The sequence below is a fragment of the Xenorhabdus mauleonii genome (assembly GCF_900113945.1).
GTDB lineage: Bacteria > Pseudomonadota > Gammaproteobacteria > Enterobacterales > Enterobacteriaceae > Xenorhabdus > Xenorhabdus mauleonii.
In genome coordinates this window covers 52,889-79,882 of record NZ_FORG01000018.1, presented here as the reverse complement: position 1 = coordinate 79,882, position 26,994 = coordinate 52,889, and the positions used below count along the sequence as shown (strand labels likewise).

At 41.6% G+C, this 26,994-nt stretch carries 21 protein-coding genes; 12 read left to right on the top strand and 9 right to left on the bottom strand.

Annotated features, from left to right (window positions below; all coding sequences use genetic code 11):
* Positions 1–222: 222 nt before the first annotated feature.
* From BM100_RS15930 to BM100_RS15890, 9 genes are all read left to right on the top strand, one after another.
* Positions 223–2,043, top strand: a complete 1,821-nt coding sequence (locus BM100_RS15930) for an IucA/IucC family protein (RefSeq protein WP_092512685.1) — start codon at positions 223–225, stop codon at positions 2,041–2,043.
* A 68-nt stretch (positions 2,044–2,111) separates the two neighbouring features.
* Positions 2,112–4,346, top strand: a complete 2,235-nt coding sequence (locus BM100_RS15925; RefSeq protein WP_092512683.1) for a TonB-dependent siderophore receptor — start codon at positions 2,112–2,114, stop codon at positions 4,344–4,346.
* 65 nt (positions 4,347–4,411) lie between these two features.
* A complete protein-coding gene (locus BM100_RS15920) occupies positions 4,412–5,440 on the top strand; it encodes an iron-siderophore ABC transporter substrate-binding protein (protein WP_092512681.1) in 1,029 nt (342 codons plus the stop codon).
* Positions 5,427–6,437 carry a FecCD family ABC transporter permease gene (locus tag BM100_RS15915; RefSeq protein WP_092512679.1) on the top strand — a complete coding sequence of 337 codons (1,011 nt, stop codon included), beginning with the start codon at positions 5,427–5,429 and terminating at the stop codon, positions 6,435–6,437. Before BM100_RS15920 ends, BM100_RS15915 begins: the two co-directional genes overlap by 14 nt.
* Before the next feature lie 3 nt (positions 6,438–6,440).
* The gene (locus tag BM100_RS15910; protein WP_092512706.1) at positions 6,441–7,487 is read left to right on the top strand and encodes an iron chelate uptake ABC transporter family permease subunit; all 1,047 of its coding nucleotides are present in this window, start codon (positions 6,441–6,443) and stop codon (positions 7,485–7,487) included.
* Positions 7,487–8,302: an ABC transporter ATP-binding protein gene (locus BM100_RS15905; RefSeq protein ID WP_092512677.1), complete on the top strand. Its 816-nt coding sequence runs from the start codon at positions 7,487–7,489 to the stop codon at positions 8,300–8,302. Before BM100_RS15910 ends, BM100_RS15905 begins: the two co-directional genes overlap by 1 nt.
* A 51-nt stretch (positions 8,303–8,353) precedes the next feature.
* Positions 8,354–9,118, top strand: coding sequence for a siderophore-iron reductase FhuF (gene fhuF / locus BM100_RS15900; RefSeq protein ID WP_092512675.1), 765 nt, complete (start codon positions 8,354–8,356; stop codon positions 9,116–9,118).
* Between the two features lie 757 nt (positions 9,119–9,875).
* On the top strand, positions 9,876–11,189 hold the full coding sequence (locus BM100_RS15895; protein WP_092512673.1) for a lysine N(6)-hydroxylase/L-ornithine N(5)-oxygenase family protein: 1,314 nt from the start codon (positions 9,876–9,878) through the stop codon (positions 11,187–11,189).
* A complete protein-coding gene (locus BM100_RS15890) occupies positions 11,189–13,603 on the top strand; it encodes a GNAT family N-acetyltransferase (RefSeq protein ID WP_092512671.1) in 2,415 nt (804 codons plus the stop codon). The genes BM100_RS15895 and BM100_RS15890 overlap by 1 nt, the downstream gene beginning before the upstream one ends.
* A gap of 118 nt (positions 13,604–13,721) precedes the next feature.
* On the opposite strand, the gene emrB is transcribed toward BM100_RS15890, so the two are convergent.
* From emrB to BM100_RS15865, 5 genes are all read right to left on the bottom strand, one after another.
* Positions 13,722–15,263, bottom strand: coding sequence for a multidrug efflux MFS transporter permease subunit EmrB (emrB, locus tag BM100_RS15885; protein ID WP_092512669.1), 1,542 nt, complete (start codon positions 15,261–15,263; stop codon positions 13,722–13,724).
* 8 nt (positions 15,264–15,271) lie between these two features.
* The gene (gene emrA / locus BM100_RS15880; protein ID WP_092512667.1) at positions 15,272–16,459 is read right to left on the bottom strand and encodes a multidrug efflux MFS transporter periplasmic adaptor subunit EmrA; all 1,188 of its coding nucleotides are present in this window, start codon (positions 16,457–16,459) and stop codon (positions 15,272–15,274) included.
* Between the two features lie 238 nt (positions 16,460–16,697).
* Positions 16,698–17,213: a transcriptional repressor MprA gene (mprA, locus tag BM100_RS15875; protein WP_092512665.1), complete on the bottom strand. Its 516-nt coding sequence runs from the start codon at positions 17,211–17,213 to the stop codon at positions 16,698–16,700.
* 129 nt (positions 17,214–17,342) lie between these two features.
* Positions 17,343–17,675 carry an L-valine transporter subunit YgaH gene (gene ygaH / locus BM100_RS15870; RefSeq protein WP_175494971.1) on the bottom strand — a complete coding sequence of 111 codons (333 nt, stop codon included), beginning with the start codon at positions 17,673–17,675 and terminating at the stop codon, positions 17,343–17,345.
* On the bottom strand, positions 17,671–18,471 hold the full coding sequence (locus BM100_RS15865) for an AzlC family ABC transporter permease (RefSeq protein ID WP_244590693.1): 801 nt from the start codon (positions 18,469–18,471) through the stop codon (positions 17,671–17,673). The genes ygaH and BM100_RS15865 overlap by 5 nt, the downstream gene beginning before the upstream one ends.
* 1,402 nt (positions 18,472–19,873) lie before the next feature.
* On the opposite strand from BM100_RS15865, the gene BM100_RS15860 reads away from it, so the two are divergent.
* Complete coding sequence (locus BM100_RS15860) at positions 19,874–20,359, top strand: methylated-DNA--[protein]-cysteine S-methyltransferase (RefSeq protein WP_092512659.1); 486 nt, start codon at positions 19,874–19,876, stop codon at positions 20,357–20,359.
* A 190-nt stretch (positions 20,360–20,549) separates the two neighbouring features.
* Positions 20,550–20,759 (top strand): transcription antiterminator/RNA stability regulator CspE, encoded by a 210-nt coding sequence (gene cspE / locus BM100_RS15855; RefSeq protein WP_092512657.1) that lies wholly within the window; start codon positions 20,550–20,552, stop codon positions 20,757–20,759.
* Between the two features lie 74 nt (positions 20,760–20,833).
* Here the strand turns inward: cspE and crcB are convergent, their stop codons facing one another.
* The 3 genes from crcB to lipB form a co-directional block, all read right to left on the bottom strand.
* On the bottom strand, positions 20,834–21,208 hold the full coding sequence (gene crcB, locus BM100_RS15850) for a fluoride efflux transporter CrcB (RefSeq protein WP_092512655.1): 375 nt from the start codon (positions 21,206–21,208) through the stop codon (positions 20,834–20,836).
* A 15-nt stretch (positions 21,209–21,223) separates the two neighbouring features.
* Positions 21,224–22,189, bottom strand: a complete 966-nt coding sequence (gene lipA / locus BM100_RS15845; RefSeq protein WP_092512653.1) for a lipoyl synthase — start codon at positions 22,187–22,189, stop codon at positions 21,224–21,226.
* Positions 22,190–22,306: 117 nt separating this feature from the next.
* Complete coding sequence (lipB, locus tag BM100_RS15840) at positions 22,307–22,942, bottom strand: lipoyl(octanoyl) transferase LipB (RefSeq protein ID WP_092512651.1); 636 nt, start codon at positions 22,940–22,942, stop codon at positions 22,307–22,309.
* A 179-nt stretch (positions 22,943–23,121) separates the two neighbouring features.
* Here lipB and BM100_RS15835 point away from each other — a divergent pair, with 179 nt between their 5' ends.
* The gene (locus BM100_RS15835) at positions 23,122–24,582 is read left to right on the top strand and encodes a TrkH family potassium uptake protein (protein WP_092512649.1); all 1,461 of its coding nucleotides are present in this window, start codon (positions 23,122–23,124) and stop codon (positions 24,580–24,582) included.
* Between the two features lie 65 nt (positions 24,583–24,647).
* On the opposite strand, the gene BM100_RS15830 is transcribed toward BM100_RS15835, so the two are convergent.
* A complete protein-coding gene (locus BM100_RS15830; RefSeq protein ID WP_153044899.1) occupies positions 24,648–26,861 on the bottom strand; it encodes a TonB-dependent siderophore receptor in 2,214 nt (737 codons plus the stop codon).
* Positions 26,862–26,994: the final 133 nt, after the last annotated feature.

The following is a 26,994-nucleotide window of genomic DNA, read 5'->3' as shown; positions in this document are numbered from 1 at the left end:
ATTTATTTACTTAATAATCTGCTTTTTTGGTTGTTAATAGTAATGATTTTAATTATCATTCACGAAAATAAAAAAGAAAGACTGTGATTTTTGGTGAGCCAGAGCTGATACCCATAACATGGATAGTGATATCCAGATATTTGTATAAATATGTATCACCCTGTTAATCAGGTTTTCATCTGAAAACAGGTGGTCCGGGATATGAATGAAGGGCTTTATTAAATGTATTCGTTGATTTCCAATTTAGGTCATGAAGTTTCCCATTTAACAATGGAAAACTGGTTATACGCCAATCGCCATCTTACAGCAAAAATATTACGTGAACTTTGCCACGAGAAACTCCTCAATCCAGTACGCAATAAAGATGAACACTCTTATTGTATTGAGATCGATAAATATCAATACCATTTTCAGGCTCGGGATTATCAGCTTGATCATTTAGATATTGACGCTGCGTCTATATCTAAATTCCACCATCACCAACAACAATCTTTAGATGCGCTTGAGCTGATTATTGAATTACAGCCACTGCTAGGTATTTCTGAGAAATTATTCCCTATTTATCTCGATGAAATATCCAGCACACTTTATGGTCATGCTTTTAAATATGGCAATAACCGACTGACTGCACAGGATTTGACTCAAGCAGATTATCAGACGGTGGAAACCGCAATGAATGAAGGGCATCCTGTCTTTATTGCTAATAATGGCCGCATTGGCTTTGATGCCGATGACTATTTAGAGTATGCGCCGGAGAGCGCGCATCCCGTGACGTTGATTTGGATTGCCGTACATCGGGATAAAGCAGTTTTTTCTACATTATCTTCGCTTTCTTATGCACAGTTAGTGACTGAAGAATTAGAAGCATTTTTGCTTGCTCAATTTAAACGAAAAATGAAGTCATTGGGATTAACTTGGTCAGATTATTACCTGATGCCTTTACACCCTTGGCAATGGAAACACCGCATTACCATGAGTTTTGCAGCAGACATTGCTAAACAGCATATTGTTTATCTTGGGGAAGGCCACGATCGCTATTTAGCTCAACAATCTATTCGTACCTTATTCAATATCAGCCAACCTAAGAAAAATTATGTAAAAACGGCATTGTCAGTGCTGAATATGGGGTTCATGCGCGGGCTTGATCCACACAGTATGGTAACAACGCCACAAATCAATGAATGGCTTGGTAACTTAGTTGAATCTGACGAATTTTTTCAAGAAAAAGGATTTACGATCTTGAAAGAACGTGCCGCAGTTGGTTACTTCAATCACTATTTTGAATCTGCCATCAAAAAAGATAATCCCCACAAAAAAATGTTGTCAGCATTATGGCGTGAAAGCCCAATGACAATCCTGAAAGATAATCAGCGTCTGATGACAATGGCGTCATTACTGCATATCGATCGAGAAGGGGATTCACTTGTTGCTGCTTTGATTCAAGACTCAGGTTTGAGTGCCGAAGATTGGATATCCCGTTATTTAGATGCTTATCTTTCTCCGTTGCTGCGTTCTTTTTTCACTTACGATTTAGTCTTCATGCCGCATGGTGAAAACTTAATGTTGGTACTGGAAAATAATGTACCGGTAAAAATGCTGATGAAAGACATTGGTGAAGAGATCGCTATTTTAAATGGCGAACTTCAACTTCCGGAAGAAATTAATTTTCTTCATGTCTCCATCAAGGATGAGATGAAAATCAACTATATCTTCCTCGATATTTTTGATTGTTTCTTCCGTTATTTGACTCCATTGTTGCAAAAGCACTCAGCACTGCCAGAAACATGTTTTTGGGAATTGGTTGCCCAGTGTGTCCATCGTTATCAATCACAACATCTGCATCAGATAGAAAAATTCCGCAAGTTTGATCTATTCAAGCACGATTTTGTGCGGACGTGTTTGAATCGTCTGCAAATGGCGAATAACCAACAGATGATTGATCTTGATGATCGAGAAAAGAACCTGAAATTTGCCGGAACATTGGTAAATCCACTTCATATTTTGCGCAAGAAGTATTCTGTTGTTGAAACAGAGCGGTGTTGAAACAGATAGATGTTGAGAGATGGAAGTAAACATAACAATAAATCATTTTGGTAACGGGAATTAAAAGAGTGAACAATCCAATTTTGCAAACAAATCATTTAACCAAAAGAACTGTGCTTTCTTTAATAGTCCCGCTGATTTTGGCAGGAAACAGTGTGGCTGTGGCAGCAGAAGCACAAGGAAAGGAAGATAAAATTGTCGTAACGGCAAAACCGATTTCATCAGAGCGTGAAGGTGTCACGGAAGATACCGGCATGTATAACACGACATCAATGGTGACCTCGACAGGATTGAATTTATCTGCACGTGAGACACCACAAAGCGTCAGCGTGATGACTAAGCAGCGTATGGTCGATGAGAACCTGAATAGTGTTACAAGCGCGATTGACAGCATTACAGGGATGACAGTCCGTCAGGCTGACAGTGATCGTTTCACCTTCACTTCAAGAGGAATAAGTATCAGAAACATGCTGCGCGATGGCGTACCGACTTTTTATGATATCCGTTTTAACTATGGCGATAATCTGCTGGACACCTTCATTATTGATCGTCTTGAAGTTGTTCGTGGGGCTGCGGGGTTGATGGTCGGGCCGGGCACACCATCGGCAGCGATTAATGTCATCCGTAAACGTCCAACCCGTGATTTTCGGGGTGAAGCCATTTTAGGGGGAGGATCTTGGGATAAATGGCGAACGGGGGTTGATTTGTCTGGCCCGTTAAATGAAAACGGTACAGTCAGAGGGCGTTTTGTCACGGCTTATGAGCGCTCCAATTCATTTATCGATCGTGATAAACATGAAAAATACCCTTTTTACGGCATTCTTGAAGCGGACTTGACTGAAAATACCTTGTTGACCATTGGCAGTGATTATCAAGTTAATCATACTCGTGGCGGAATGTTTGGCGGATTGCCCATTTACTTCAGCGATGGCAGTAAAACCGATTACAAGCGCAGTAATAGTTACGCGCCTGACTGGGCATTCTCTAAAGTCCGTTCATTTTCAACGTTTGCCAGCCTGCAACATAATTTCGACAATGGCTGGAATGTAAAAGGGACATTTACCTATGACAACAACACCCTTGATCAAAAACTCCTGTGGGCAACAGGGTTCCCAGATCGCGTAACGAATGTGGGAATGTACCCGGGCAGTATCACGTTAATTGATGGGAAACGTCGTCAACGCAATATCGATTTACAAGCCAATGGTCATTATGAACTGTTAGGGCGTAAACATCACGCCAGCTTTGGTCTGAATTATCAAAAGCAGAACTTCAAAAATGATTATTATCAGGCTTCATGTATGACGCCTAAATTTCATTGTAATAAAGATAAATATCAATTAGGTGATTTTACAAACCCTTCTTGGGGTTATGCTGAGCCAACATGGAGCAAAACGAGAAATACGGGATCCGATGGTTATATCGAACAAACTGCGGGTTATGCGGTTACTCAGCTTTCTCTGGCAGATCCTTTAACACTGATTCTGGGTGGACGTATTACCAGTTGGAAGACGCGTGGTGATAATTTTGGAACACCACAGAATGCAGATTATAAACATGAATTTATGCCATACGGTGGACTGATTTATAACATCACTCCGGACTTTTCTGTTTATGGTAGCTATACCAAAATTTTTGATCCAGAAAGTCGTATTAGCCGCAATAACCAACTCTTGAAACCAGTCACAGGCGAAAACTATGAACTGGGGCTGAAGGGTGTAGCCTTGGATAATGGCATTGATTATTCATTGGCCATTTTTGAAATCCGTCAGGATAACTACACAAGTGAAGATAAGTCGGGAAAACCTAAAGCTCCCGAAATACCAAAGGATTCCAGGGTTTATACTGCAATCAACGGGGTAAAAACCCGTGGCTTTGAAGCTGAAATAAGTGGCCAGATTACTGATGATTGGCGTATTTATGCGGGTTATACCCAGTTCAGAGCCACCATGCCCGGTGGTAAACGCACCAACACGGAAGATCCAAATCGCTTATTTAAACTCTTCACAACTTACACCCTGCCTGGCGTGATGAGTGATTTGACGTTAGGTGGAGGTATTAACTGGCAAGACAAAACGGTTTATGAACTTAAGGGGCCTGATGGAAAAATGCGCCAAGATGGTCAGAGAAGCTTTGCGACGGTTAATCTGATGGGGCGTTATCAATTCACGCCGGATCTCTCTTTAAGCGTGAATCTGAATAACCTGTTCGATAAGAAATACTACACGTCATATGGTTCTTATACCCAGTATTACTACGGTGAGCCACGTAACGTAGAAGCAACTTTGCGTTACAAGTTCTAACTCCACACGGGCGGTGAGAATGTATTTTTATCCATTTGACAACAAGCAGTAAAGGGTAATCAGCAATGAATTTGAGACGTTGCAAGATACTGATCGCCGTACCGTTGCTACTTTTGGCAAGTTTGTTGGCAGGTTGTGATAAGCCCACAGCTAAAAACATCCAGCCAGCGAATATGGCAGGCTATCCCAAAATCATCACCACCGAGCTGGGTACGGCGGTGATAAACCAACCGCCGCAACGGATTGTGGCGCTGGGAACCGGTACAGAAGATATTTTACTGGATTTGGGCGTTATTCCTGTCGGCATTGAATCCCATCGTTGGGGTGGGGATGCAGAGGGATATTTACCTTGGTTCAGGGAAGAAATAGAGCGTCGTGGTGAAAAACTGCCTGCTATTGTTGAAATGTACCCAGAATTGGATGTTGAAAAGATTATCAGCTTAAAACCAGATTTAATCTTAGCAACCCAATCAGGCATTACGCGGGAAAATTACAATCATTTGTCTCATTTTGTCCCCGTAGTGGCTTACCCAGAAAAGCCGTGGCAAACAACGCCAAGGCAACAAATTGCATTGGTTGCACAAGCATTGGGCAAAACCGAACAAGGGGAAAAATTGATTGCGGAATTGGGTAACTTACTGACGCAAACAGGCAGCACTATTCCTGATATTTCCCGTTATCGTTTCGCTTATATTAAAGCGGGAAAAACGGGCAATACCCTATCACTTTACGTGAAAAATGATCCCCGAGTGGACACCCTGACTCATCTTGGTTTGTCTTTACTTCCAATGGCTGACGCTTTAACGGCACCTTTCGGCAATTTTTCCGTCAATATTGGTTTAGAAAATGCAGACTTACTTAATGGAGCCGATATCTTGGTCACATGGTATGGCAGCGAAAAAGAACGTAAGGAAACAGAATCCCAGCCATTATTTCAATCTATCCGGGCTGTTCGGCAGGGCGGGTATATTCCGTTGACTGATCAATCAATTGTGATGTCAATGTCTTATGGTTCACCGCTCAGCTTACGTTGGGGATTACCAAAATTTATGCCATTGCTGAAGCAGGAGATAGCAAAACATGAACAGTTCTAAACGGAGAACCGTTCTTATCTCTGGGTTAGTGTTTATGATTGCGCTGACTTGCCTTTGTGCTGCCGCCAGTCTAAGCCTGGGATCAAAATCATTGCCTTTCTCTGCGGTGTGGCAGCATTACTGGTTGGGCGATGGTGGCAGTTATTATGATTTAGTGATTAATTCCAGAGAGTCACGTACTTTGATTGGTTTAATGGCGGGCGCTGCTTTGGCACTATCAGGAGCTATAACACAAGGATTATTGCGCAACCCGTTGGGTGATCCTGGTTTGCTGGGAGTTAATGCAGGGGCTTCGGCAACTGTTGTTTGCTTCTCTTTTATTCCTTTTTTGGATGAAATGCCTCGGTTCTGGACAGCATTTATTGGTGCAGGCTTATCCACATTTTTGTTTTATTCGCTCTGTGGGGGAGCGCGCAATACTAACCCTACCAGATTGGTGTTAACCGGAGCCGCTATCAATACTTGCCTGTTCGCATTAGTACAGGGAGTCGTACTGCTGAATTCACAACTGCTGGATACTTATCGTTTTTGGACAATTGGTTCATTAAGCGCAATGTCATTAAATGAAGTGAGCTTGTTACTCCCTTATTTGCTGGTGGCAGTGATACTGGCGCTTTCCTTGGCAGCTCCCTTGAATGTTATGGTATTTGGTGAGGGAATAGCGGGTTCATTAGGCGCTAACGTTGCTCGAACCCGAATACTGTCATTACTGAGCGCAACAATGCTTGCAGCCTGTGCAACGGCAATGGCTGGCCCGATTGCATTTGTCGGTTTGGCCGCGCCACATTTAATGCGGGCGTTAGTGGGAAGTGATTTTCGTTGGTTATTGCCTTACTGCTTGTTTGCAGGAGCATGTTTATTGTTGATATCGGATATTGTCGCCCGATTACTGATAGCTCCGGAAGAAATTATGGTTGGTATTATTACCGCGAGTATTGGCGCACCTTTATTATATTTTGTCGCGAAAACCCGCTCTCACAAAATAATGGAAGAATAAATGATGGCATTAATTAATCCATCAATGGCATCGACCAAAATTAAAACACTCAAACTGGGGGCGACGACTTTCATTGCGCCTTCACGCTTGGTTGTCAGGATCATTTTCTCTATTTTACTGTTAATTGCGGTGCTTTTTTATTTGTCCTTAGCGATGGGCAGAGAAGGGATGGATAATCCGTTTCTACTGATGGAAACACCTTATCAGGCATTTATCTTAACGGAGCTTCGTTTACCAAGGGCTTTAGTGGCAATTGGTGCGGGAATAACATTGGCTCTTTCTGGCTCCCTGTTTCAGCTCACAACCCGCAATGCCCTGGGCAGCCCGGATATTATTGGCGTGAATGGGGGCGCAGCAGTTGGCATTGTGATGGCAATGTTTATTTGGCCTGAAGTCTTGCCCGTTCCATTGGGAGCATTATTGGGTTCCCTGTTCGCAGTGTCATTGGTTTATCTCGGCAATGGTGCGGGTTTTGGTCATATGCGGGCTAACAAGATCATCATTTCGGGTATTGCCATTGCCGCGCTATGCATGGCTTTTGTCGATTTTGCTTCTTCAAATATTCGTATTGAACAGGCGGCACAATTGCAATCGTTGCTAAGGGGCAGCCTTGCCAGCCAGAGCTGGCAAAATGTGGCGCTGATCAGCGGGATGATGTTGTTTATACCTATTTTATTTTGGTTAGGCAGGCAATTGAACTATACCCATTTTGGCCACGATGTTGCCAATACGCTGGGCGTGCCAGTACGCCTTATCCAGATTGCCAGCATATTATTAGCCGTGGTTTTCGCTACCATGTCGGTATTGGTTGTAGGGCCTGTTGCATTCGTTGCTTTATCCGCTCCACAAATTGCCAGACGTTTAGTTCGAAACACAGGCGCAGCCCTGTTTTGTACTGCGCTGGTGGGTGCTTTGCTCATGCTGGCTTCTGATTTAATTACCTTGATGTTGCCAACTTCGACCCGTTTACCCGTGGGCGTCATTACTGCTGTCATAGGTGGCGTTTATTTAATGTATTTACTGTATGCCGAATTAAGGAGAACACGATAATGTCATCGAGTGTTAACTCTTCAGTGACCTCTTCAAGATTGAAAGTGCAAGAATTGTCACTGGCATACGGCAAAAAAACCATTATCAATGGGGTGAATCTGGCGATTCATGACGGTGAATTTAGTGTCATCATTGGCCCTAACGGATGCGGGAAATCAACTTTACTGCGGGCAATCAGCCGCAGTATGCAGCCACAAAGCGGAGAAGTCTTGCTGGATGGGGCTAATATTCACCGTTATAAACCTAAAACAGTTGCACGAGAATTGTCGTTGCTGACACAAGGTGCTGCTGTTACTGAGTCGTTGACAATTTACGATCTGGTTTCTCGCGGGCGTTATCCTTATCAATCTTTTCTGCGTCAATGGTCACCGGAGGATGAGAAAGTCGTAAATGAGGCATTGAACGCAGTGGATTTATGGGATATTTCTCACAAATTGGTGAGTGAATTATCAGGTGGGCAGCGCCAACGAGCCTGGTTTGCGATGACACTGGCACAACAAACCCCGATCATCCTGCTGGATGAACCAACCACGTATCTGGATATTTCTCACCAGATTGAATTATTGGATTTATGCCAGAATTTATACCGGCAAGGTAAAACATTGGTGCTGGTTCTGCATGATATTAATTTGGCCCTGCGTTATGCCTCCCGACTTATTATGATGAAGGATGGTCAGGTTTATGCAGAAGGTATTCCTGAAGAAGTTGTAACAGTACAGAGTATCGCAGAAGTATTTGGTTTATCATGCAGGATCATTTGCGATCCTGAATCTAATAAACCATTAATTATTCCTAAGTACAAAATAAATGAATAATGTACTGAATTTTATGCTCTAAATATATAATTGATAATAGGAGAGTATGGAATGAGCAATAAAAATGGAACTATTGAAATGACGTCTGAGATATCGGTTGATGATATAATTGAGCTGTTTGATAGTGCATTTAGCCATTTTAATTCATTAATGAAAATCAATTCAGATAATATTCCGGCGAACAGCATGAAACTTCATCAATGGTCAAATGAAGAAGAATTCAAATTATTGATGAAAAACTATCAGGATTCATATTATAATAATAATGATTTGAAACCAAATCAGAAAGGGCTTTATTCTTTATGGGCACAATGGTATTTTGGTTTAATTGTTCCATCAATGATGCTGATGTTAATTGAATATCCTCAAGCTGTTGATACAGATTATAATCTTTTTCAGGTAGAGTTTCATGAAACAGGCAGGCCAAATATTGCTTATTATCAGTTAACCTGGATGGATGAATCTTTATCAATATCGCTGTTGGAGCGTTATCATTCAATGTTAGAACGGCATATTATTCCTGTATGTGAAAAAATAGAATCTTACCGTGGAATAAACGGACGTTTATTATGGAATAATATTGGCTATGTTATGCATTGGTATTTGGAAAATTTTAAGGAGAGAATAGGCACTCAGTATGACGCATTAATTCAAAATCTGTTCTTTGAACAAACTCTGCCTAATGGTAAAGATAATCCACTTTATCGCACAGTAATATTGAAAAACAATATCATACAACGTCGCTGCTGTTGCCAAAGAAATAAACTACCAGGAGTAGGCAATTGTCACGATTGTCCCCTTGAAATTACAGCATAAGCAGTTTAAATAACATTATAATGAATAAAGAAAGTTGTCATGGATTGATGATATTTAAGAGCATTGGCTCCATTTGCTAATGGAGCAATTTATTTTTTATTAAGTCATGTTGAGCAAATATTTACTATAAATTATATATAGTTAATGGATTTCCAAATTAATTTCTTCATGAAAGAATACCTTTCCAAGATATAGTGTGGCAACAAAAAACTGTTTCTCAGAAACAAACATGGTTTGTGTAAAGTTGTGTTTGGAAAAATTGTAACTGGGAAAATTAAGTTTAGCTAACAATACATAAATGTGAAAAACAGCGGGTAATAAATGTTAAGGATATATCATGCCTGGCAAAGCTCAATCTATGATTTAATTTTTAGTTAAATAAACACCCTTGACGGAGAATAAATATTCTAACAACGGAAGTTTTTTATCAATATTTATTTAATGGTTATAAAGCTGAGTGGTGTTTATAAGTTATCTCTGAAATTATTGTTAAGATAAAAACAATATTGCATCAGGGTAATAAATTATCCATAGGATTCTTGTGATCTTGCATTGGAGGAATCACTTCGTCTTTATGTTAAATATAGTGTTTTTTCATTATTAAAAATATATTGCTGATATTTATTTCTCACATTTATTACGGGCTTTACGTGCTGAAATAATCATTAGTATTACCGATAAATATTTTTTCTAGCAGTAAACTTATCAAATAAATAAGCATTATTTTTCTAATTAAGTAGTTTTATTAGGAGTAATTATGACAACCCAAACGTATGACTTTATTGCAATTGGCATCGGACCATTTAATCTGGGGTTGGCTTGTTTGTCTCAGCCGATAAAAAATCTTAACGGTCTGTTTCTCGATCAAAAACCCGCTTTTGATTGGCATCCGGGAATGATGCTGGAAAACTCTACTATGCAGACACCTTTTATGGCGGATTTGGTAACGCTGGCATCCCCGACCAGTCCATTAAGTTTTCTTAATTATATTAAGCAAAAAGGTCGTATTTATTCATTTTATATCCGGGAAAGTTTTTTCCTGATGCGCAAAGAATATAACCAGTATTGCCAGTGGGCGGCAGAGCAACTCTCTAATCTACGTTTTAATACACGGGTGGAAAAAATCAGCTATGACTCGGTTTCTTCACATTATGTCTTGCTCTGCTCAGATACAGTGACGGGGGACAAACACCAATTTTTCTGCAAGAAGCTGGTATTGGGAACCGGGCCTTCTTCTTATGTGCCTAAATGTTGCAGGCCTTTTGCCAAAGAGATGGTGTCATCAGGGAATTATTTAAAAAATAAAGCCGCTTTACAGCAGAAGAAAACGATTACTGTTCTGGGCAGCGGGCAGAGTGCCGCAGAAATATTTTACGATCTGCTGCAAGACATCGATATTTATGACTATCAACTCAATTGGGTAACCCGTTCCCCTCGGTTTTTCCCTCTCGAATATACCAAACTCACATTGGAAATGACTTCGCCTGAATATGTTGATTACTTTTATGGTTTGTCGGAAAACAAGCGTGATTCCCTGAGCCGCACACAGCAATCACTTTATAAAGGCATTAATAGCTCACTTATCAATGATATTTTCGATTTGATGTATACCAAGCGATTAAATGGCGATTTGAAAGTTGGGTTATATACCAATAGCGAATTACGGCAAGTGCGTCATACAGAAAGGGGGCTGGGAACCGCAGAAAAACTGACATTGGATTTATTCCATCAAGAGCAGGAAACTGAATTTTCCCTGACAACGGAAGCGGTCGTCCTTGCAACGGGTTATCAATACCAAACGCCTGATTTTATCGAGGATATACGGGATCTCATCCGTTGGGACAATCAGGGGCGTTATGACGTTCAGCGTAACTACAGTATCGACCATAAAAATGAAATTTTTGTACAAAATGTTGAACTGCATACCCACGGCTTTGTGACACCCGATTTGGGCATGGCAAGCTACCGAAACTCCCGGTTGATTAAGGAAATTACAGGAATAGAACATTATTCGATAGAAAAGAGTATTGCGTTTCAACAATTTGGTGTAGCGAATGGAGAGGCTATCTGATGTTAACGACTGCCACTGTATCGTTCGAAAAAACACTTCCAGAGTTAGGCTCTTTTTCTTTGCGTCCACTGATTTTGGCTGAGGACATTGCGATTATCACTGATTGGGTTAATCGGGATTATGCCTATTATTGGGGAATGCAGGGGCAAACCATGCAGCAGGTATCTGACTTTTATCAAGACTTGCTTACGCGTCAGCCCAATTCCGTCTTTATCGGAATATTTGAAGGCAAGCCCGCTTTCTTGTTGGAATGTTATCAGGCTCAGGCTGACCTGTTAGGAGAGTATTATCCGGCTCGTCCGGATGATATGGGAATGCATATTCTGGTTGCACCACCAGAAAGGAAGATCCGCCAATTTACGTGGGGAATTTTCCAAACTGTCATTGCATTCATTTTCAGTAATCCCGCAATTAAGCGAATTGTTGTTGAGCCAGATATTCGCAATGAAAAAATCCATCAGCTCAATTTACGTGCGGGCTTTGTTTATGAAAAAACGGTGCAATTGCCGCATAAAACCGCAGGGTTAGCATTCTGTACAAGGGAACAACATCACATGGCATTGCAAAAGAACGTCTCATCAACACCAACTTATCAAAGTCAGGAACACGCCTTGATTAGCCACTTGAGTCCTCAAATCTGGCAGAAAGTGAATCGACTACATATACGGAAAGCGATTTCGGAATTTGCCCATGAATGTTTGCTATTTCCTGAACGATTGACAGAAACAGCCGATAAAGAGGGTTATCACCATTATCGTTTAGATAATCATGACTATTCCATTAGTTACTCTTTTCGGGCCAGGCGATTGGCTATGGATCACTGGTTAATTGACGCTGACTCTTTGAAGAAGCAGCAGAATGGAAATGATGATGAATTGGATTTTGTCCATTTCGTGATTGAATTCAAAAATCAGTTGGGTATCAGTGATAGTGTGATGCCGACTTATTTGGAAGAGTTAACCAGTACACTGTACAGCAGTGCGTTTAAATATCATCGTAAAGGCATCAGCGCCGAAGCATTGGTCAATGCTGATTTTCAGACTATTGAAGCTGAAATGATGGAAGGGCACCCCATTTTTGTTGCCAACAATGGACGCATTGGTTTTGATGTGGAAGACTTCCAGAACTTTAGCCCGGAATCTGCTGCTGACATGCATTTGGTATGGCTGGCAGCGCACAAAAGCAAAGCGCATTTCGCCTGCATTGAAGAGCTTAGTTACCAACAACTGCTGGATCAGGAGCTGGGCGCTGCCGAGATTAGCAATTTCAATCATCAATTGATCCTGCTGGGATTAGATCCTGACGAATATTTGCTGATGCCTTTCCATCCGTGGCAATGGAAAAATAAACTTCCCTCAGTATTCGCCCATGATATTGCCTGCCGGAAGTTAGTGTATTTGGGCAAGGGCACAGATGTTTATCAGGCACAGCAATCGATACGAACGCTGTTCAATCGCAGTCACCCTCAGCGTTACTATGTAAAAGGGGCGCTCTCCATTCTGAATATGGGATTTATGCGCGGGTTATCGGCTTACTATATGGCGACAACGCCCGGCATTAATGATTGGTTGTCCGGTTTGCTGCAAAAGGATGAAACGTTGAATGGTTATGGCTTCCGGCTTTTGCGGGAAGTTGCCAGCATCGGTTTTAAAAACAGTTATTACGAACAGGCCGTTCAAGGGGATAGCCCTTATAAGAAAATGATGGCGGCATTGTGGCGAGAAAATCCATTGCAACTCATCAAACCAGGCCAGAGCTTAATGACCATGGCAGCATTGTTGCATTATGATCAACATGGAAAGGCTTTTTTGCCAGCACTGATCTCTGCTTCGGGATTGCCAGTAGAAAACTGGATCAGACGTTATCTTAATGGTTATTTTGCTCCTCTGTTGCATTGCCTATACGCTTACGATTTGATGTTTATGCCGCATGGCGAAAACATCATCATGGTACTGGAAAATCATATTCCGCAGCATATTTTTATGAAGGATTTAGCGGAAGAGATTCTGGTTATTAACCCAGATGCAGAAATACCGGAAAAAGCCAGCCGAGTGAAAGTGAACATGCCGGAAGAAATGAAAACATTGACGATCTTGTCTGATGTGTTTGATGGTGTTTTTCGTTACTTGGCCGCCATACTGGATGAACAGGCGGGATATGGGCAAGATAAATTTTGGCAGGCTGTGGCAGATTGCATTTTGGATTATCAATCCCAACACCCGGAATTCAGCCATCAATTTGAACGTTATGAGCTATTCACGCCAGAAATTAAGCGTTGTTGCCTGAATCGGCTGCAAATAGCGAACAACCGTCAAATGCTTGATTTAAGTGATCCTTCTCAAAGCTTCAAGTTTGCAGATAATTTGATTAATCCCATAGCTTCATTCGTGCATGAAACAGCAAATGTTAGCTAATCTGAATGCTATTGCATATTGATACTCAGGCCTGCGAAAGCTTGCTGGTGGATGATAACGGGAGAAGTAACTCCCGTTATCATCAGGTCAATTTGGTCAATCAGTTGAATCTATACAATCAATGTGCTCCTTCACTCTCTTTGCCTCCTGCTGAGAATGGCGGTTTTGCCAGCCAAACCAATATAGTCAAAATCAAGAAGATACCTGCTGAAAACCAGAAGATTTCATTGGATGAGATAATCAGCCCTTGATTGGTGATCTGTTTCGCCAGATAAGCTGCAATCTGCTGATCATTCATGCCCAATTGGGCTAACTGATGATGAATTTGCTGATATTCCGGATTGTATGGGTTGATATATTCCGCAAAATTGGCGTGATGTATGGATTCGCGCTGTGTCCACATTGTGGTGGTTATGGACGTGCCGATTGAACCCGACAAGATACGGAAAAAATTTGACAGACTGGACGCCGAAGCCATTCGGCTTGGCGAGAGGCCGGATAATGTAATTGTGGTCAGTGGCATAAAGAAACATGCCATAGCTAGCCCTTGAACAAATTGGGGCCAAGCGGCGGCGGCGAAATCCATGCCTGATTCAAACGTATATGCCCGCCAATAAAAACAAGCCATATAAGTGAGAAAGCTGAATGTCACGAGAGAGCGCATATCTATTCTATGGCCAAACCGCCCAATGATGGGAGACAGCAGTAAAGGCAACAATCCTACGGGGGCAGCGGCAAAACCAGCCCAGGTTGCTGTATAGCCGAACACTTCCTGCAATAGCTGAGGCAATAGGACTATCGTGCCGAAATAAAGCATAAAGGCTAAACTGATACAGAGTGTACCGATACAAAAGTTGCGTTCTTTAAAAAGCGAGAGATCGATAATCGGATGATCGTCCGTCAGTTCCCATACCACAAGGAAAATCAGGGCAACCACGGCAACGATTGTCAGGACAATGATTTCCGTTGAGTTGAACCAATCAAGCTCTTTCCCTTGGTCAAGCATAATTTGCAGGGAGCCAATACCGACAACCAATAAAAATAACCCCATGGTATCAATCGGTTTAATCTCTGTTTCTGTTTCTCGTTTACCCAATAGCCGCATTATGACAAAAATAATCGCGATCCCAAGAGGGATATTAATGAAAAAAATCCATCCCCAATGGAAGTTGTCACTGATATATCCCCCAAGGATAGGCCCGCAAATGGGCGCAACAACGATCATGACTGACCAGAGTGCCAGCGCCATGTTTCTCTTGGCGGGAGGATAGTTATTCAGCAGCAGGCTTTGACACAAAGGAAGCACGGGGCCTGCGGCTACTCCTTGGATGACACGGAATAAAATCAGCATACCGAGGCTGTTGGAAATACCGCATAGCCAAGAAGCGAGTGTAAAAATTCCGGCAGACCAGAGAAACAATTTCACTTCACCAAAACGCTTCGCTAACCAGCCGGTAATTGGGATGGAAATGGCATTGGCGACTCCAAAGGAGGTGATGACCCAGGTTCCTTGTGAAATTGAACCACCTAGATTACCTGCAATTGTCGGTATGGCTACGTTAGCGATGGTAGAGTCGAGAACGAGCATGAAAGTCGCCATCGAAAGAGCAATGGTCAGAATGGCCAGCTTCGCACCGGTCAGAGGTTCTCTTTTTGCCATGACATCCCCTAAATGTTATTGCCAACGTTACTATTAATGATGTCAGTAACTATTTGGTTGGCAGGAGACATATCAACTGACAAAGCATTGGTGTGGTAAGCAGGAAGTTTTCGTTCAGTCGTTGCCAGAGCGGAACCTTCGGTATTTGATGTATCAACCGTAACTTTGGTTGATAATCCAATCCGCAGGGGATGCTGCTTTAATTGCTCAGATTCAAGTTCAATACGGACGGGCAAACGCTGGACAACTTTAATCCAGTTGCCGCTGGCATTTTGTGCCGGTAATAGAGAGAAAGCACTGCCGGTTCCCATATCAATACCTGCGACTTTGCCGGTATAGATAACATTGCTGCCGTAAAAATCGCTGGTGATTTCGACAGGCTGGCCGATGCGCATACTGGCAAGCTGGGTTTCTTTGAAATTAGCTTCAATCCACATATTATTGGTTGGAACAATCGCCATCAATGGCGTTCCTGAATTTATGCGGGAACCTACTTGAACACTACGGCGTGCAACATAACCATCAACAGGGCTGACAACCTGGGTTCTCTGCAAATTGAGCCATGCATCGCGGACACCTGAAGCGGCTTTTTCGACTGCCGGTTGTTTTTCCAGTGGAGTATTGAGAATGATAGCTTGGTTGCTTTTGTACTGAGCGATAGCGATATCGAGTTCAGCTTGAGCTGCCGCCACAGTATCATACATATGCTGTAGCTCTTCTTTACCAATCAAGTTTTTGCTTCCCAATATCTCCCGTCGATTGAGATCACTTTGCGCTTTCTTGAGAGCAATTTTTTTCAGATCAATGGTTGCTTGAAATCGCTTACTATCAATCATGTGCTGATGAGTCGCCCGGACTGTATTGGCAAGCTCATTTTCGGCTTTTTTCAAGGCTAATTCAGCATCACGGGGATCGAGTTGCAACAAAGTCTGGCCGCTTTTCACGAAGTCAGTATTATCAAAATTGACGGTGGTGACGCTTCCTGCCACTTGCGACATTATTTGCACCTGATTGCCGGCCACATAGGCATTATCGGTTTCTTGGTGATGGCGCAAAACGAGAAACCAATAAATGGCATAAAGTATCGCCAGAATAAGGAAGAGGGATGTCAGCGATAGAATAACAGCGCGGCGTTTTTTCTTCTTATTGCTGCTGGTTTGAGTTGACGGCAGTTTTACTTTCTCACTAGTACTCATAGAGAATTTCCGTATTTGTTCTTAGGTTAAATTGCTGGGTGCTCGCTACAGGCGAAGGTATTTCCAGTAGTGCGTTGTAACACTACTGGAAAAGCGGACAATATGGGTTTTAATCTTATCTGAAGATAATAGTCAGCCATACGAAGTATCAAATAATACAGGCCAACAGAAAAGTTTTTTTAGGTCATGTTGCGATAACATGTTTTTCTTAGCTTAAAACTTTCCGAAGAAGAGATGATTACTTATTGAAACAATCGCCAACATTGTCTAATTGGTTCAAGATTTTCCTCATCAATTTCTCTAACTGATTTTTTTCTTCCAAATCCAGAATAGACCAAAGTTTAACCAGGCATTCATGCTGAGGTGGGAGCAAACTATTCAAGAAACTTGAACCTTTCTCTGTTAGATGAAGGTGGAGACAACGGCGATCGTTATGGCTCTCCTTTCTTTCTATCCAGCCTTGTTTTTCTAATTCATCAGCAATGCGCGTTGCATTTGTACGGGAAGATCCCAATGCAGCACTGAGTTCTGATGGCTGAATGCTGCGACTTTCTTTGGTATCCAGAATCATCAGAGCCATAAACAAGGTTTCATTGATTCCTTGCGCTTTCAGCATGTTATTACGATTTTCCAGTATTTTGCTCTGGACATGCATTGACAAGCGAGTGAGCAATATCTCTTGATAGGGAAAACTTTTTTGCTGTGCTACACGGCAATTAAGCAACTCTTCTGTGGGAGTGAATGAACTTTCCATTGTTTAGATACCTTATTAGTTTCAACCGGTAAAGTAACTTCTGTTAAAAACCATACAAATACTATATTAAAAGTTAAATTTAGCAATTGTAGTTATTTATTATCATCATATTTCTTTTGATATTGATACCTAATTCATAAATACCTTGAATATTAATCCAAAAATGGCAGCACCGGACAGTGTTGCAACGATAATGCTTCGTGTTTTATAAAAGAATAAACAGATGGTCAGAAAGCCGATTAGGGTGGGAAGAATTTTATTATGCTCTTTTATCACCTCTGGAATGCTTGAAATGATGAGTAGTGAGCATATGGAAGCAATACCAATGCTATCGAGTATGATGCCTATCTTTCCACTTTTTCCAGCTGGTGAGTGATTGCCTCCTATACGTAATGGCAGGTAGCGGAATAGAAAATTAGCAATACCTACAACAAGGCCGATGAAAAGTATTTTATTATCAATCATATGATGTACTGTTATTCAATTGTGCGTTTTCGGGTTGCGCATTTTTAGTTTGCAAAAGTGCGGCTAAACAGCCACTCATAATTCCGGCAAAAATGGCAATAGGTATTGAAAAAAATGTCATGCCGACTATGGCTCCCGATATAGAGGCAACAACGCAATAGCTGTTTTGTTTTTTGAATGAAGCCAGTAAGAAGCTCAAAAACAGGGCAGGAAGCATAAAAATCATCGTAGCTTCAACGGCTGGGTACTCATCCAAATAACCGTTACCTAATACCGTTCCTAATACAGTGCCTAATACCCAAGAGAGCCAGGAGCATATGGCAATGGCGACCATCCAGTTTTCGCTCCAGCTACGATTATCTTTTATTAATTTAGCCGTTGCTGCGGCAAATACTTCATCGGTCAGACCAAAAGCCCAGATCACAGTTTTCTTTTTCGATAATTTTTGTTTAATGCGATAACGCAATGCTGGGCCGTACAAAATATGGCGAATATCCATTGCCATCACGGTCAAGGCGGTAATCCACAGTGACATCCCAGCACTAAGCAGGGCTGTGATAACAAATTGACTGGCTCCGGCATAAATTATGCATGAAAAGAAAATGGCTTCTAAGGGCGTAAACCCTAACTTGACTGAGCTCAAGCCAAATGCAAATGAAATGGGAATGTAGCCGATAGCAATAGGAAGGCTATCCCAAATGCCATCTTTAAATGAAGAAACTTTATGCGTTAAAGGTTGTTCGGATTGTGGCGCATCAGATATCAGTATGTTGGGTACAGATTTGTCTGGCATTTGCATACGACATTTTGTTTTTTTGTTAATAGGTGAAACAACATTAACAAAATATGATGAATGTGAAAATATGAAATGTATAAATTATCTAATTAATATTATTTATAACAACGGTTTTGGCTGTAATTGGGCGTGATGGGGCTGGGATTGTGAGTTTTTGTTAATGTTTTAGTCTGATGTGCGGTTTGGAAGAGGGTGCTTGGATAACCTTCAGTAAATGTTTCGTACGTGTTAGTGCTGTATCTAATGATTTTGCATGTGAATATCCATATTTGATCATTTTACGATTAATGAATAATCATGCCATCACAGAATCTTTCATCCATACCCAGTTTAAAGCGAGCATATTTTATTTTCGTTATAAGCGGAGAATGGCTATATATTCAATAGGTTTCCGGTTATTGCCAGAAGAAATAAGGAAGCATAAGTTAATGACTATGTGGCGGGATAAGGATAAATCTCATTCATTTTGAGTTTAATTTACATACAGAAAATCGACCTGTTATTGATATATTATTTTAATCTACCCCAATCTTATTTTGATTAATTTATTCGAAGTGCTGCTATATATTGCATCCCCTTCTTGCCCAGAATTTCTTGTATGGGATTTTTAGCTTATTTCATTGTTATGAAAATATATTTTATAACAATGAAATAGATTGTTTTATGGTGTTCTTCCATCTTAAACGTTAACAAATGGGAAATGAAAACAAGCCCATCAAGCGATTCCTTTCTTAACTTTCGAGTGCGCTTCATCACAGTTTTAAATGAAACTCTTTGTTTGTTAAAAATAGTAGGCTTTTTCGCGCGATTGATTAATTGACAACAGTGTAATTTACACCCTGCCTCTTTGGCTTTTGTTTTTCCGGCTGATGTTATTCACTTTGGTAATGTTTACTTTTGTTTCTTTGCTATATTTTTTTGTCATGTGTTTTTCCGTGCGGTTATAAATATTCAGCCGTGAAAATTTAGTTATGCTTCTGAAGGGTTTTATCCTTAGTTGGGATATTTAAATCCGGTATTTATGGCCGAATAGTCATTGTGATTGCCATAAATCATAACACTTCTGGTAAAAAAACTTTGTAGTATAGAGAGTTGGTATTAATAAAAACTAACATTTGTGTATTATATCGAGATAGTTTTTTTATGAAACAAAGACTACATATTGGGTAATTTTATTGTTTTTATTCCATATGTTGGGTTTTTTCTTTTTTTAAAAAAGTGACATTAAAAATAAAGTGTCATATATTATTGGCAGAGCCATAATTTTAATTGTCAGAGGGTGGTATGGTTTCTTTATCAAATTGTCAGATGTGTAACCGAATTCATCATTGCAAACTGATGAAGGAGAGATTTAGGCTAGTACAGAAATTTTTAATAATAAATTAAATGGAGGTAGTTTATGTACCATCATTACCTGAATACTCCAGAAGGATTTCCTAAGCCTTATGTACATATCACTGCGGATGATGAAGGAGTAACCAGCATTTATTTTGTTACTGAAAAAAAAGAGTCAGAATCTAAAAACTCGATTACCAAACAGTGTGTAAAAGAGCTGCAGGAATATTTCAAAGGAAAGAGGCTGACATTTACAGTTCCTTTAAGCATGCAAGGAACTGAATTTCAAAGGCGTGTCTGGCAGCAGCTCTGCACCATCCCTTATGGTGAGATGTGGAGTTATAAACAATTAGCGTTGACATTGGGGTCGGTAAATTATTGTCGTGCGGTCGGTATGGCAAATTCACGTAATCCTATTTCATTGATTGTTCCCTGCCATAGAGTAATTGGTCATGATGGTAAATTAGTTGGCTATACTGGAGGGTTGGATATCAAGGAGTGGTTGCTGGAGCACGAAAAGCCCAGGAAGGTGAAAAGTAAACAAAATTAAAATAAAACGCTAATTTATTTGTGAAATCAGTATAGGCGTATAAAATCATCTATGTAATTAAAGCGAAAAACGCGTTTTTTGCATTTTATTATATAATTCGTGATCTATGTTGCAGACAGTGGGCTATATTTTTTGTTGTACTGTAGGCGACGCTGAGTTAGTGTCTATTTTTATTTAAAGGTAAGTTTTGATGTCAAAAATTAAAGGTAACGTTAAGTGGTTTAATGAATCCAAAGGATTCGGTTTTATCACTCCAGAAGATGGTAGCAAAGATGTTTTTGTACATTTTTCCGCCATTCAGTCTAACGGATTCAAAACTCTGGCCGAAGGCCAAAAAGTAGAGTTTGAAATTACTGAGGGCGAAAAAGGTCCATCTGCTGCGAACGTTGTCGCAATCTAATTTCGAATCCCATATTTCTTTAAAACCCGTCATAGATGACGGGTTTTTTTCGTTTTGGTGAGGCAGACAGGCACTTACAGCTTGTTTATGATCGCAAACGCAAGGGCAGTCATAAGCAATGAGCCTCCAACATTTGCCAGAATGCCAACCAGTGCCCAGCCTAGCTTTCCTGTTTGCAGCAGATAAACGATTTCAACGGAAAAGGTGGAGAATGTGGTCAGGCCGCCGCAAAACCCCGTTGTCAGCATTAACTTCCAGACGGGATCAAGGTGGGTGGTTTTATTAAAATAAGCCAAACCCAACCCAATGATGAATGCGCCGATGCAATTGGCCGTCAGCGTACCAACGGCTATCGGGGAAGAAGGGTTATTCAGGCGGCAACTGATGAGCCAGCGCAGAACGCTACCAAAACCACCACCGACAAATATGGCCAGAACGATATTTATCATTATGGTGGCAACGGGTTATTTAACTTCCATGCCCTTGGCTTGCAAGTCAGCATGGTAAGATGAACGAACGAACGGGCCACAGGCAGCATGGGTAAAGCCCATTTCCAGCGCAGCTTCTTTCATTTCTTCAAATTCAGCAGGGCTGACATAACGCTGGACTGGCAGGTGATGGCGACTTGGCTGTAAATACTGGCCAAGAGTCAACATGGTGACACCATGACGGCGCAAATCACGCATAACCTCAATGATTTCTTCATTAGTTTCTCCCAGCCCCACCATCAAACCTGATTTAGTCGGGATGTCTGGGTGTGCTTCCTTGAATTTTTCCAGCAATTTCAATGACCATTCATAGTTAGCACCCGGGCGAACCTGACGATAAATACGTGGTACGTTTTCCAAATTGTGGTTAAACACATCCGGTGGTGTTGCGGTCAGAATTTCCAGCGCACGATCCATGCGACCACGAAAATCCGGCACCAGCGTTTCTATTTTGATTGAAGGATTTTTTTCACGGATAGCAGAAATACAGTCAGCAAAGTGCTGTGCGCCACCATCACGCAAGTCATCGCGGTCAACTGATGTGATAACGACATAGCGCAAGTTCATATCTTGGATGGTTTGTGCGAGTTTAACCGGTTCATTTGCATCCGGTGCATTCGGACGACCATGCGCTACGTCGCAGAATGGGCAGCGGCGAGTACAAATGGCGCCCAAGATCATAAAGGTGGCGGTTCCGTGATTAAAACACTCAGCAAGGTTAGGGCAGGAGGCTTCTTCACAGACTGAATGCAGCCCATTTTTGCGCATTGCAGCTTTGATGCCTTGAATGCGGCTGGAATCCGCAGGAAGTTTGATTTTCATCCACTCAGGTTTACGCAAGAGTGCTTCACGTTCTGTGGCAACTGTCTTCACAGGGATCAAAGCCATCTTGTCTGCGTCGCGATATTTGACACCGCGTTCCATCTGAATTGGTTTACTCATAATCGTGCTGGTTCCAGTTATATTCTTCAGATTTTTATTTACTGCCTGATGGTGATGAGTGAAATATCGAGGCAATAAATCCATTCAAATTTTTTTGAAAAATGTTAAAAAATTATATCATCTTTCATTGATTAGTTGAAATCCCAAGATCTGACAGAATTTCTCCACCAGAACGGGTTGTACATCTTCTATTGTCACGCCAGTAATGAAATCACTGAGTTGGATCATTTTCATGCCAGCATAACCACATGGGTTAATGCGTAAAAACGGTTCTAAATCCATTGCTATATTCAGTGCGAGGCCGTGGAAAGAACATCCCTTACGGATCCGCAGCCCAAGAGAACATATTTTGTTGCCTGCGACGTAAACACCGGGTGCATCCGGGCGAGCGTACGCTTCCACCTCAAAATGGGCCAGCGTTTCAATCACAGTATTTTCGATTGCCGTTACCAATTGACGAACACCAATTTTTGACCGTTTCAAATCAATCAAAACATACATGACCTGCTGCCCAGGCCCATGATAGGTGACTTGGCCACCTCTGTCCGATTGAATGACCGGAATATCACCAGCGACAAGTACGTGCTCGGATTTACCTGCCTGACCTTGCGTGAAGACTTTTTCGTGTTGGACCAGCCAGATTTCATCAGGTGTTTCCGCAGTACGCTGTTCGGTAAATTGATGCATGGCATCAGAAACCGGCTCGTAAGGCTGAATACCTAACTGGCGTAAGATAACGGTGTTATGTTGCAATGGGGGTTCATCATTCGTTAATAAAAAGTGCCCGTCAGTATAACGCCCTAAGATGAATCTCACCAGTTCGGGAATGACTTAATGCAATAATAATGTTAATTAGACGAATATATTTATATTTTATATTATCATAGTTATATATTTCGCAGATTTCTTTTAATCGCTGTTTGAGATAACAGATGGTCAGAAAAAACCAACTCATGATTGTTGGGCACCTGTGTAGTTTTTTGGTGCTCCTGTACAGCCTTTCGATGCTGTTGCCTATTTTTGTTGCATTGTTTTATAAAGAAAAAAGTGTTTTTGCTTTTTTTGAGACATTTATTATTGGATTAGTCGCCGGAAGCACGGGTTGGTATCTCACCCGTAAAACGAAAGTACAGCCCAGTACGCAAGATGGGTTTCTTATCATCGTGTTATTTTGGTTGCTGTTTTCGCTGATCAGCGCCTTGCCATTTGTACTCGACAAAAGTTTGAACATCAAGCTCGTGGATGCAATGTTTGAAGGCGTCTCCGGGATAACGACCACGGGCGCAACAATACTGAATGATGTTTCTGCTTTGCCCAAGTCGATGCTTTATTATCGTGCCCAACTCAATTTTATCGGCGGATTGGGCGTCATTGTTCTTGCCGTAGCCATACTGCCATTACTGGGTATTGGTGGGGCCAAACTGTATCAATCAGAAATGCCCGGCCCTTTCAAAGAAGAGCGATTGACTCCGCGCCTTGCCGACAGTGCCAAGAGCTTGTGGGTTGTTTATTTAATGTTGGGGGGATTATGCTCGGTCAGCTTTTGGGGGGCAGGGATGTCATGGTTCGATGCCATTTGTCATGGTATCTCCACCGTCTCGCTGGGGGGATTTTCAACCCGTAATGAAAGCCTTGGTTACTATGACAGTGCTGCCATTGAAATGGTGGGGGGGATTTTCTCAGTATTGTCGGCTGTCAACTTTACGCTTTACTTCGTTGCCTTGACACGCCGAAGCCTGAAGCCGCTCTTGAAAAATGCCGAGTTACAATTCTTCTTATTAGTGCTGTCAGGGATAGTTTGTATTATTTGGTTGGAATTATACCGTTCTGGTATGTATGGCATAAAAGATGCCTTTGTTCATGGCTTTTTTATGACCAGTTCCATGATGACGGACAATGGTCTGGCAACATCGGATTACGCCCAATGGCCACCCCATACTATCTTGATGTTGCTGGCGGTCAGCTTTTTTGGTGGCTGCGTGGGATCAACCTGTGGCGGCATCAAAGCATTGCGCTTCATGATCCTGGCAAAACAAAGTTTCAGTGAAATTAATCAACTCGTTCACCCAAATTCCATTTCGACGATCAAGATTGGCCAATCTGCGGTTCAAGAGCGTGTATTGCGATCGGTCTGGGGCTTTTTCTTCCTTTATGTTTTTTTTAGCTGCTTCTTTATATGGGCCTTGAACTTGCTTGGTTACGATTTGGTGACATCTTTTGCCACGGTTGCTGCCTGTATCAATAACATGGGGATTGGATATGGTGCCACAGCCCAAGGTTTTGGTGAGCTTGATGCAGCAGCAAAATGGATGATGTGCGCGGCTATGTTATTGGGAAGGCTGGAAATTTACCCAATATTGATTTTATGTTCGAAAGCGTTTTGGCGGTTTTAGTGACTATATTTAATGCATTACGTGTTATGTGTACCCATTGGATGGGCACACATAACGGCTCATGGCTAGAAAGTGACGGAATAACTTAGTCCAAGCGCTCTTCCTCTACCCTTATAGCTATATAATTCAGGAGCGCCATATCCCGGGCTATAAAAGACGCGGGCACGTTGTCCCCAAATCGTGGTGTACTTTGTATCCAACAAATTTTCGATACTGAAATTGATTTTTCCAACAGGTAAATAGTAGGTGCCGAGAAAATCAACGGTATTGTACCCATCTATCTTTTTGCCACTGCCATCAGAGACATTAAATGTTTGTTGTGATTGCAGGCGGAATTCCCAATCATCGGGTGCCCAATTGACATAGGCGGTCATTTTAGATGGGCTGGCATCCGTAATCGGCAGTTTCTCCCATGTCCCATTTTTTTGTGTTTCCGATTTGAGGATATTGAATGTTGTTCCGACTCTCCAGTCACTGTTGTCAAAGAAATAATCTACAGCACCTTCCACACCATAAATACGCCGCTTGTTGGGATTCACAATGATAGTCATGTCTGTTTTATTGACACCGATTGTGATATCAGACAGCGAATAATAAGTTGCTATTTGTGTATGCAGGTTATCTCCGTTGTAACGCCATCCCAACTCATATGAATTGACTTTGATGCCTCTTAATTTGGAGTCATTGACATTCACGCTGTTTATTAACGGATAGTGCCCGTTTACCGGTTTGCCATAAATTCCTGAACCGTAGTATTTACCTAAGTCAGGCAGTTCAAACCCTTGGGAAAAGTTAAACCATACTTGTTGGTTTTTAGCGAGATTGGCGAGTACTCCCGCATTAAACAGGTAGTTATTGTAGCTGGTTGTGCCGCCGGGGATGGTATCTGCGGATTTAGCTTCTTTTTCCGCAATCGCTTGTTGCTGTTTATACGCGATAAAATCATCAATTTTGTTCTGCGTATATTGATAGCGTATCCCGCCATTGATGGTAAAAATTGAATTGATATCGTAGCTCGTTTGTAAAAAAGGAGCCAAGTTGGTAATCGTGAATCCAGGATATCGGCCGACATTATAGTCATTTTTTAATTTCATCCCGCCGGATTTCCGAGCGGTATCTAAATTAAAGAATTGCTGATTTGCACTGAATTTTTCATGTTCTGCATCAAAGCCGTATGTTAATGACAAATTTTCAATAGGCTGGCTATTTAGCGTGAATTTCCCACCGTAAAAACGGGTTTTTTGCTCTGATGAACTGATACTGTTGACTTTACCCTGTTTCAGCGTTGGGAAAGGATAAAAGGCAAAAGACTCATCGCGATAAAAAGCCTGTGCGACTAAATCCTGCCCCAAAAAATCAGTGTTGGAATATTGCAGGTTTACCAGATGGCGTTCAGTGCCGGGAATGCGATCTGAATTTAATCCACTTGCATTATAGGCTGCCGCTTTGCCGGTGACGGCTGCAAAATCCTGGCCGAGATAGATACCATGCTTCCCATCAGCCTTACTCCGGTAATATTGTGTTATTAGCTGCAATTGCTGGTGTTCATTGATGGTTAGCTGGCCGGTTCCCATCACATCAAACCGATCGGAATATTGCAGGCCTGTTTGAGTGTTATCGATTAAAACTTCATTCTTTTTGCCATCAAACCAGCCGCCATAACGTTGGTAAGAAGTTGAAAGACGACCATATATACGATCAGTGCCGCCACTAATGGCTGCGGCTACTTTTTCATCATGATCTTGACGGCTTATCAGGCCACTTTTGCCACCCAATTGCAGATCAATTTGTGTTTCCTGCTGCCCTTTTTTCGTGACAATATTAATTAATCCCCCCGTACTGCCACCGCCATAAAGCGATGTCGCGCCAGAGATGACTTCAATATGGTCAATATTGAATGGGTCGATAGAATCTAATTGTCGGCTATCAGAACGGGAAGAATTTAAACGCACGCCATCAATCATGACGGCAATTGAGCGGCCACGAATATTCATTCCATGATTAGTGCGGCCTTGGCTGCTGACATCCATACCTGGAATTAATTGCGCCAGAATATCTTTGAATTCTTTCCCCCCATCCATTTGCTGTTCAATGTCACTCTTTTCAATCACCCAAGTTGTCTGCGCCATTTGGGGAATACTGCGATGAGTACGGCTGGAGGAAACAACAATGCGATCTTCTTTATCACTTTCTTTTTTTAATTCTGTCGCTGAAACCGATGGGGCCAAAATAACAGACAAACAGGGCGAAATAATCCAAAAAGAACTGCGCTTTATCATTGATTGCCTTCGTATTAAATAAATGAATTAATGAACGTCGGAATTACTATAAATATTGCAATAATTATATTCTGAAAATAAAGGTATAAATGCCATTAAGAATAATTATTAAGATGATATTCATTTAGTTTGT

Excerpts from the sequence above, each read along its gene's own strand:
- BM100_RS15930 (WP_092512685.1), top strand. The coding sequence starts at position 223 with ATGTATTCGTTGATTTCCAATTTAGGTCATGAAGTTTCCCATTTAACA.
- BM100_RS15920 (WP_092512681.1), top strand. The coding sequence starts at position 4,412 with ATGAATTTGAGACGTTGCAAGATACTGATCGCCGTACCGTTGCTACTT.
- BM100_RS15915 (WP_092512679.1), top strand. The coding sequence starts at position 5,427 with ATGAACAGTTCTAAACGGAGAACCGTTCTTATCTCTGGGTTAGTGTTT.
- BM100_RS15910 (WP_092512706.1), top strand. The coding sequence starts at position 6,441 with ATGGCATTAATTAATCCATCAATGGCATCGACCAAAATTAAAACACTC.
- BM100_RS15905 (WP_092512677.1), top strand. The coding sequence starts at position 7,487 with ATGTCATCGAGTGTTAACTCTTCAGTGACCTCTTCAAGATTGAAAGTG.
- fhuF (WP_092512675.1), top strand. The coding sequence starts at position 8,354 with ATGAGCAATAAAAATGGAACTATTGAAATGACGTCTGAGATATCGGTT.
- BM100_RS15895 (WP_092512673.1), top strand. The coding sequence starts at position 9,876 with ATGACAACCCAAACGTATGACTTTATTGCAATTGGCATCGGACCATTT.
- BM100_RS15890 (WP_092512671.1), top strand. The coding sequence starts at position 11,189 with ATGTTAACGACTGCCACTGTATCGTTCGAAAAAACACTTCCAGAGTTA.
- emrB (WP_092512669.1), bottom strand. The coding sequence starts at position 15,263 with ATGGCAAAAAGAGAACCTCTGACCGGTGCGAAGCTGGCCATTCTGACC.
- emrA (WP_092512667.1), bottom strand. The coding sequence starts at position 16,459 with ATGAGTACTAGTGAGAAAGTAAAACTGCCGTCAACTCAAACCAGCAGC.
- mprA (WP_092512665.1), bottom strand. The coding sequence starts at position 17,213 with ATGGAAAGTTCATTCACTCCCACAGAAGAGTTGCTTAATTGCCGTGTA.
- BM100_RS15865 (WP_244590693.1), bottom strand. The coding sequence starts at position 18,471 with ATGCCAGACAAATCTGTACCCAACATACTGATATCTGATGCGCCACAA.
- BM100_RS15860 (WP_092512659.1), top strand. The coding sequence starts at position 19,874 with ATGTACCATCATTACCTGAATACTCCAGAAGGATTTCCTAAGCCTTAT.
- cspE (WP_092512657.1), top strand. The coding sequence starts at position 20,550 with ATGTCAAAAATTAAAGGTAACGTTAAGTGGTTTAATGAATCCAAAGGA.
- crcB (WP_092512655.1), bottom strand. The coding sequence starts at position 21,208 with ATGATAAATATCGTTCTGGCCATATTTGTCGGTGGTGGTTTTGGTAGC.
- lipA (WP_092512653.1), bottom strand. The coding sequence starts at position 22,189 with ATGAGTAAACCAATTCAGATGGAACGCGGTGTCAAATATCGCGACGCA.
- BM100_RS15835 (WP_092512649.1), top strand. The coding sequence starts at position 23,122 with ATGGTCAGAAAAAACCAACTCATGATTGTTGGGCACCTGTGTAGTTTT.
- BM100_RS15830 (WP_153044899.1), bottom strand. The coding sequence starts at position 26,861 with ATGATAAAGCGCAGTTCTTTTTGGATTATTTCGCCCTGTTTGTCTGTT.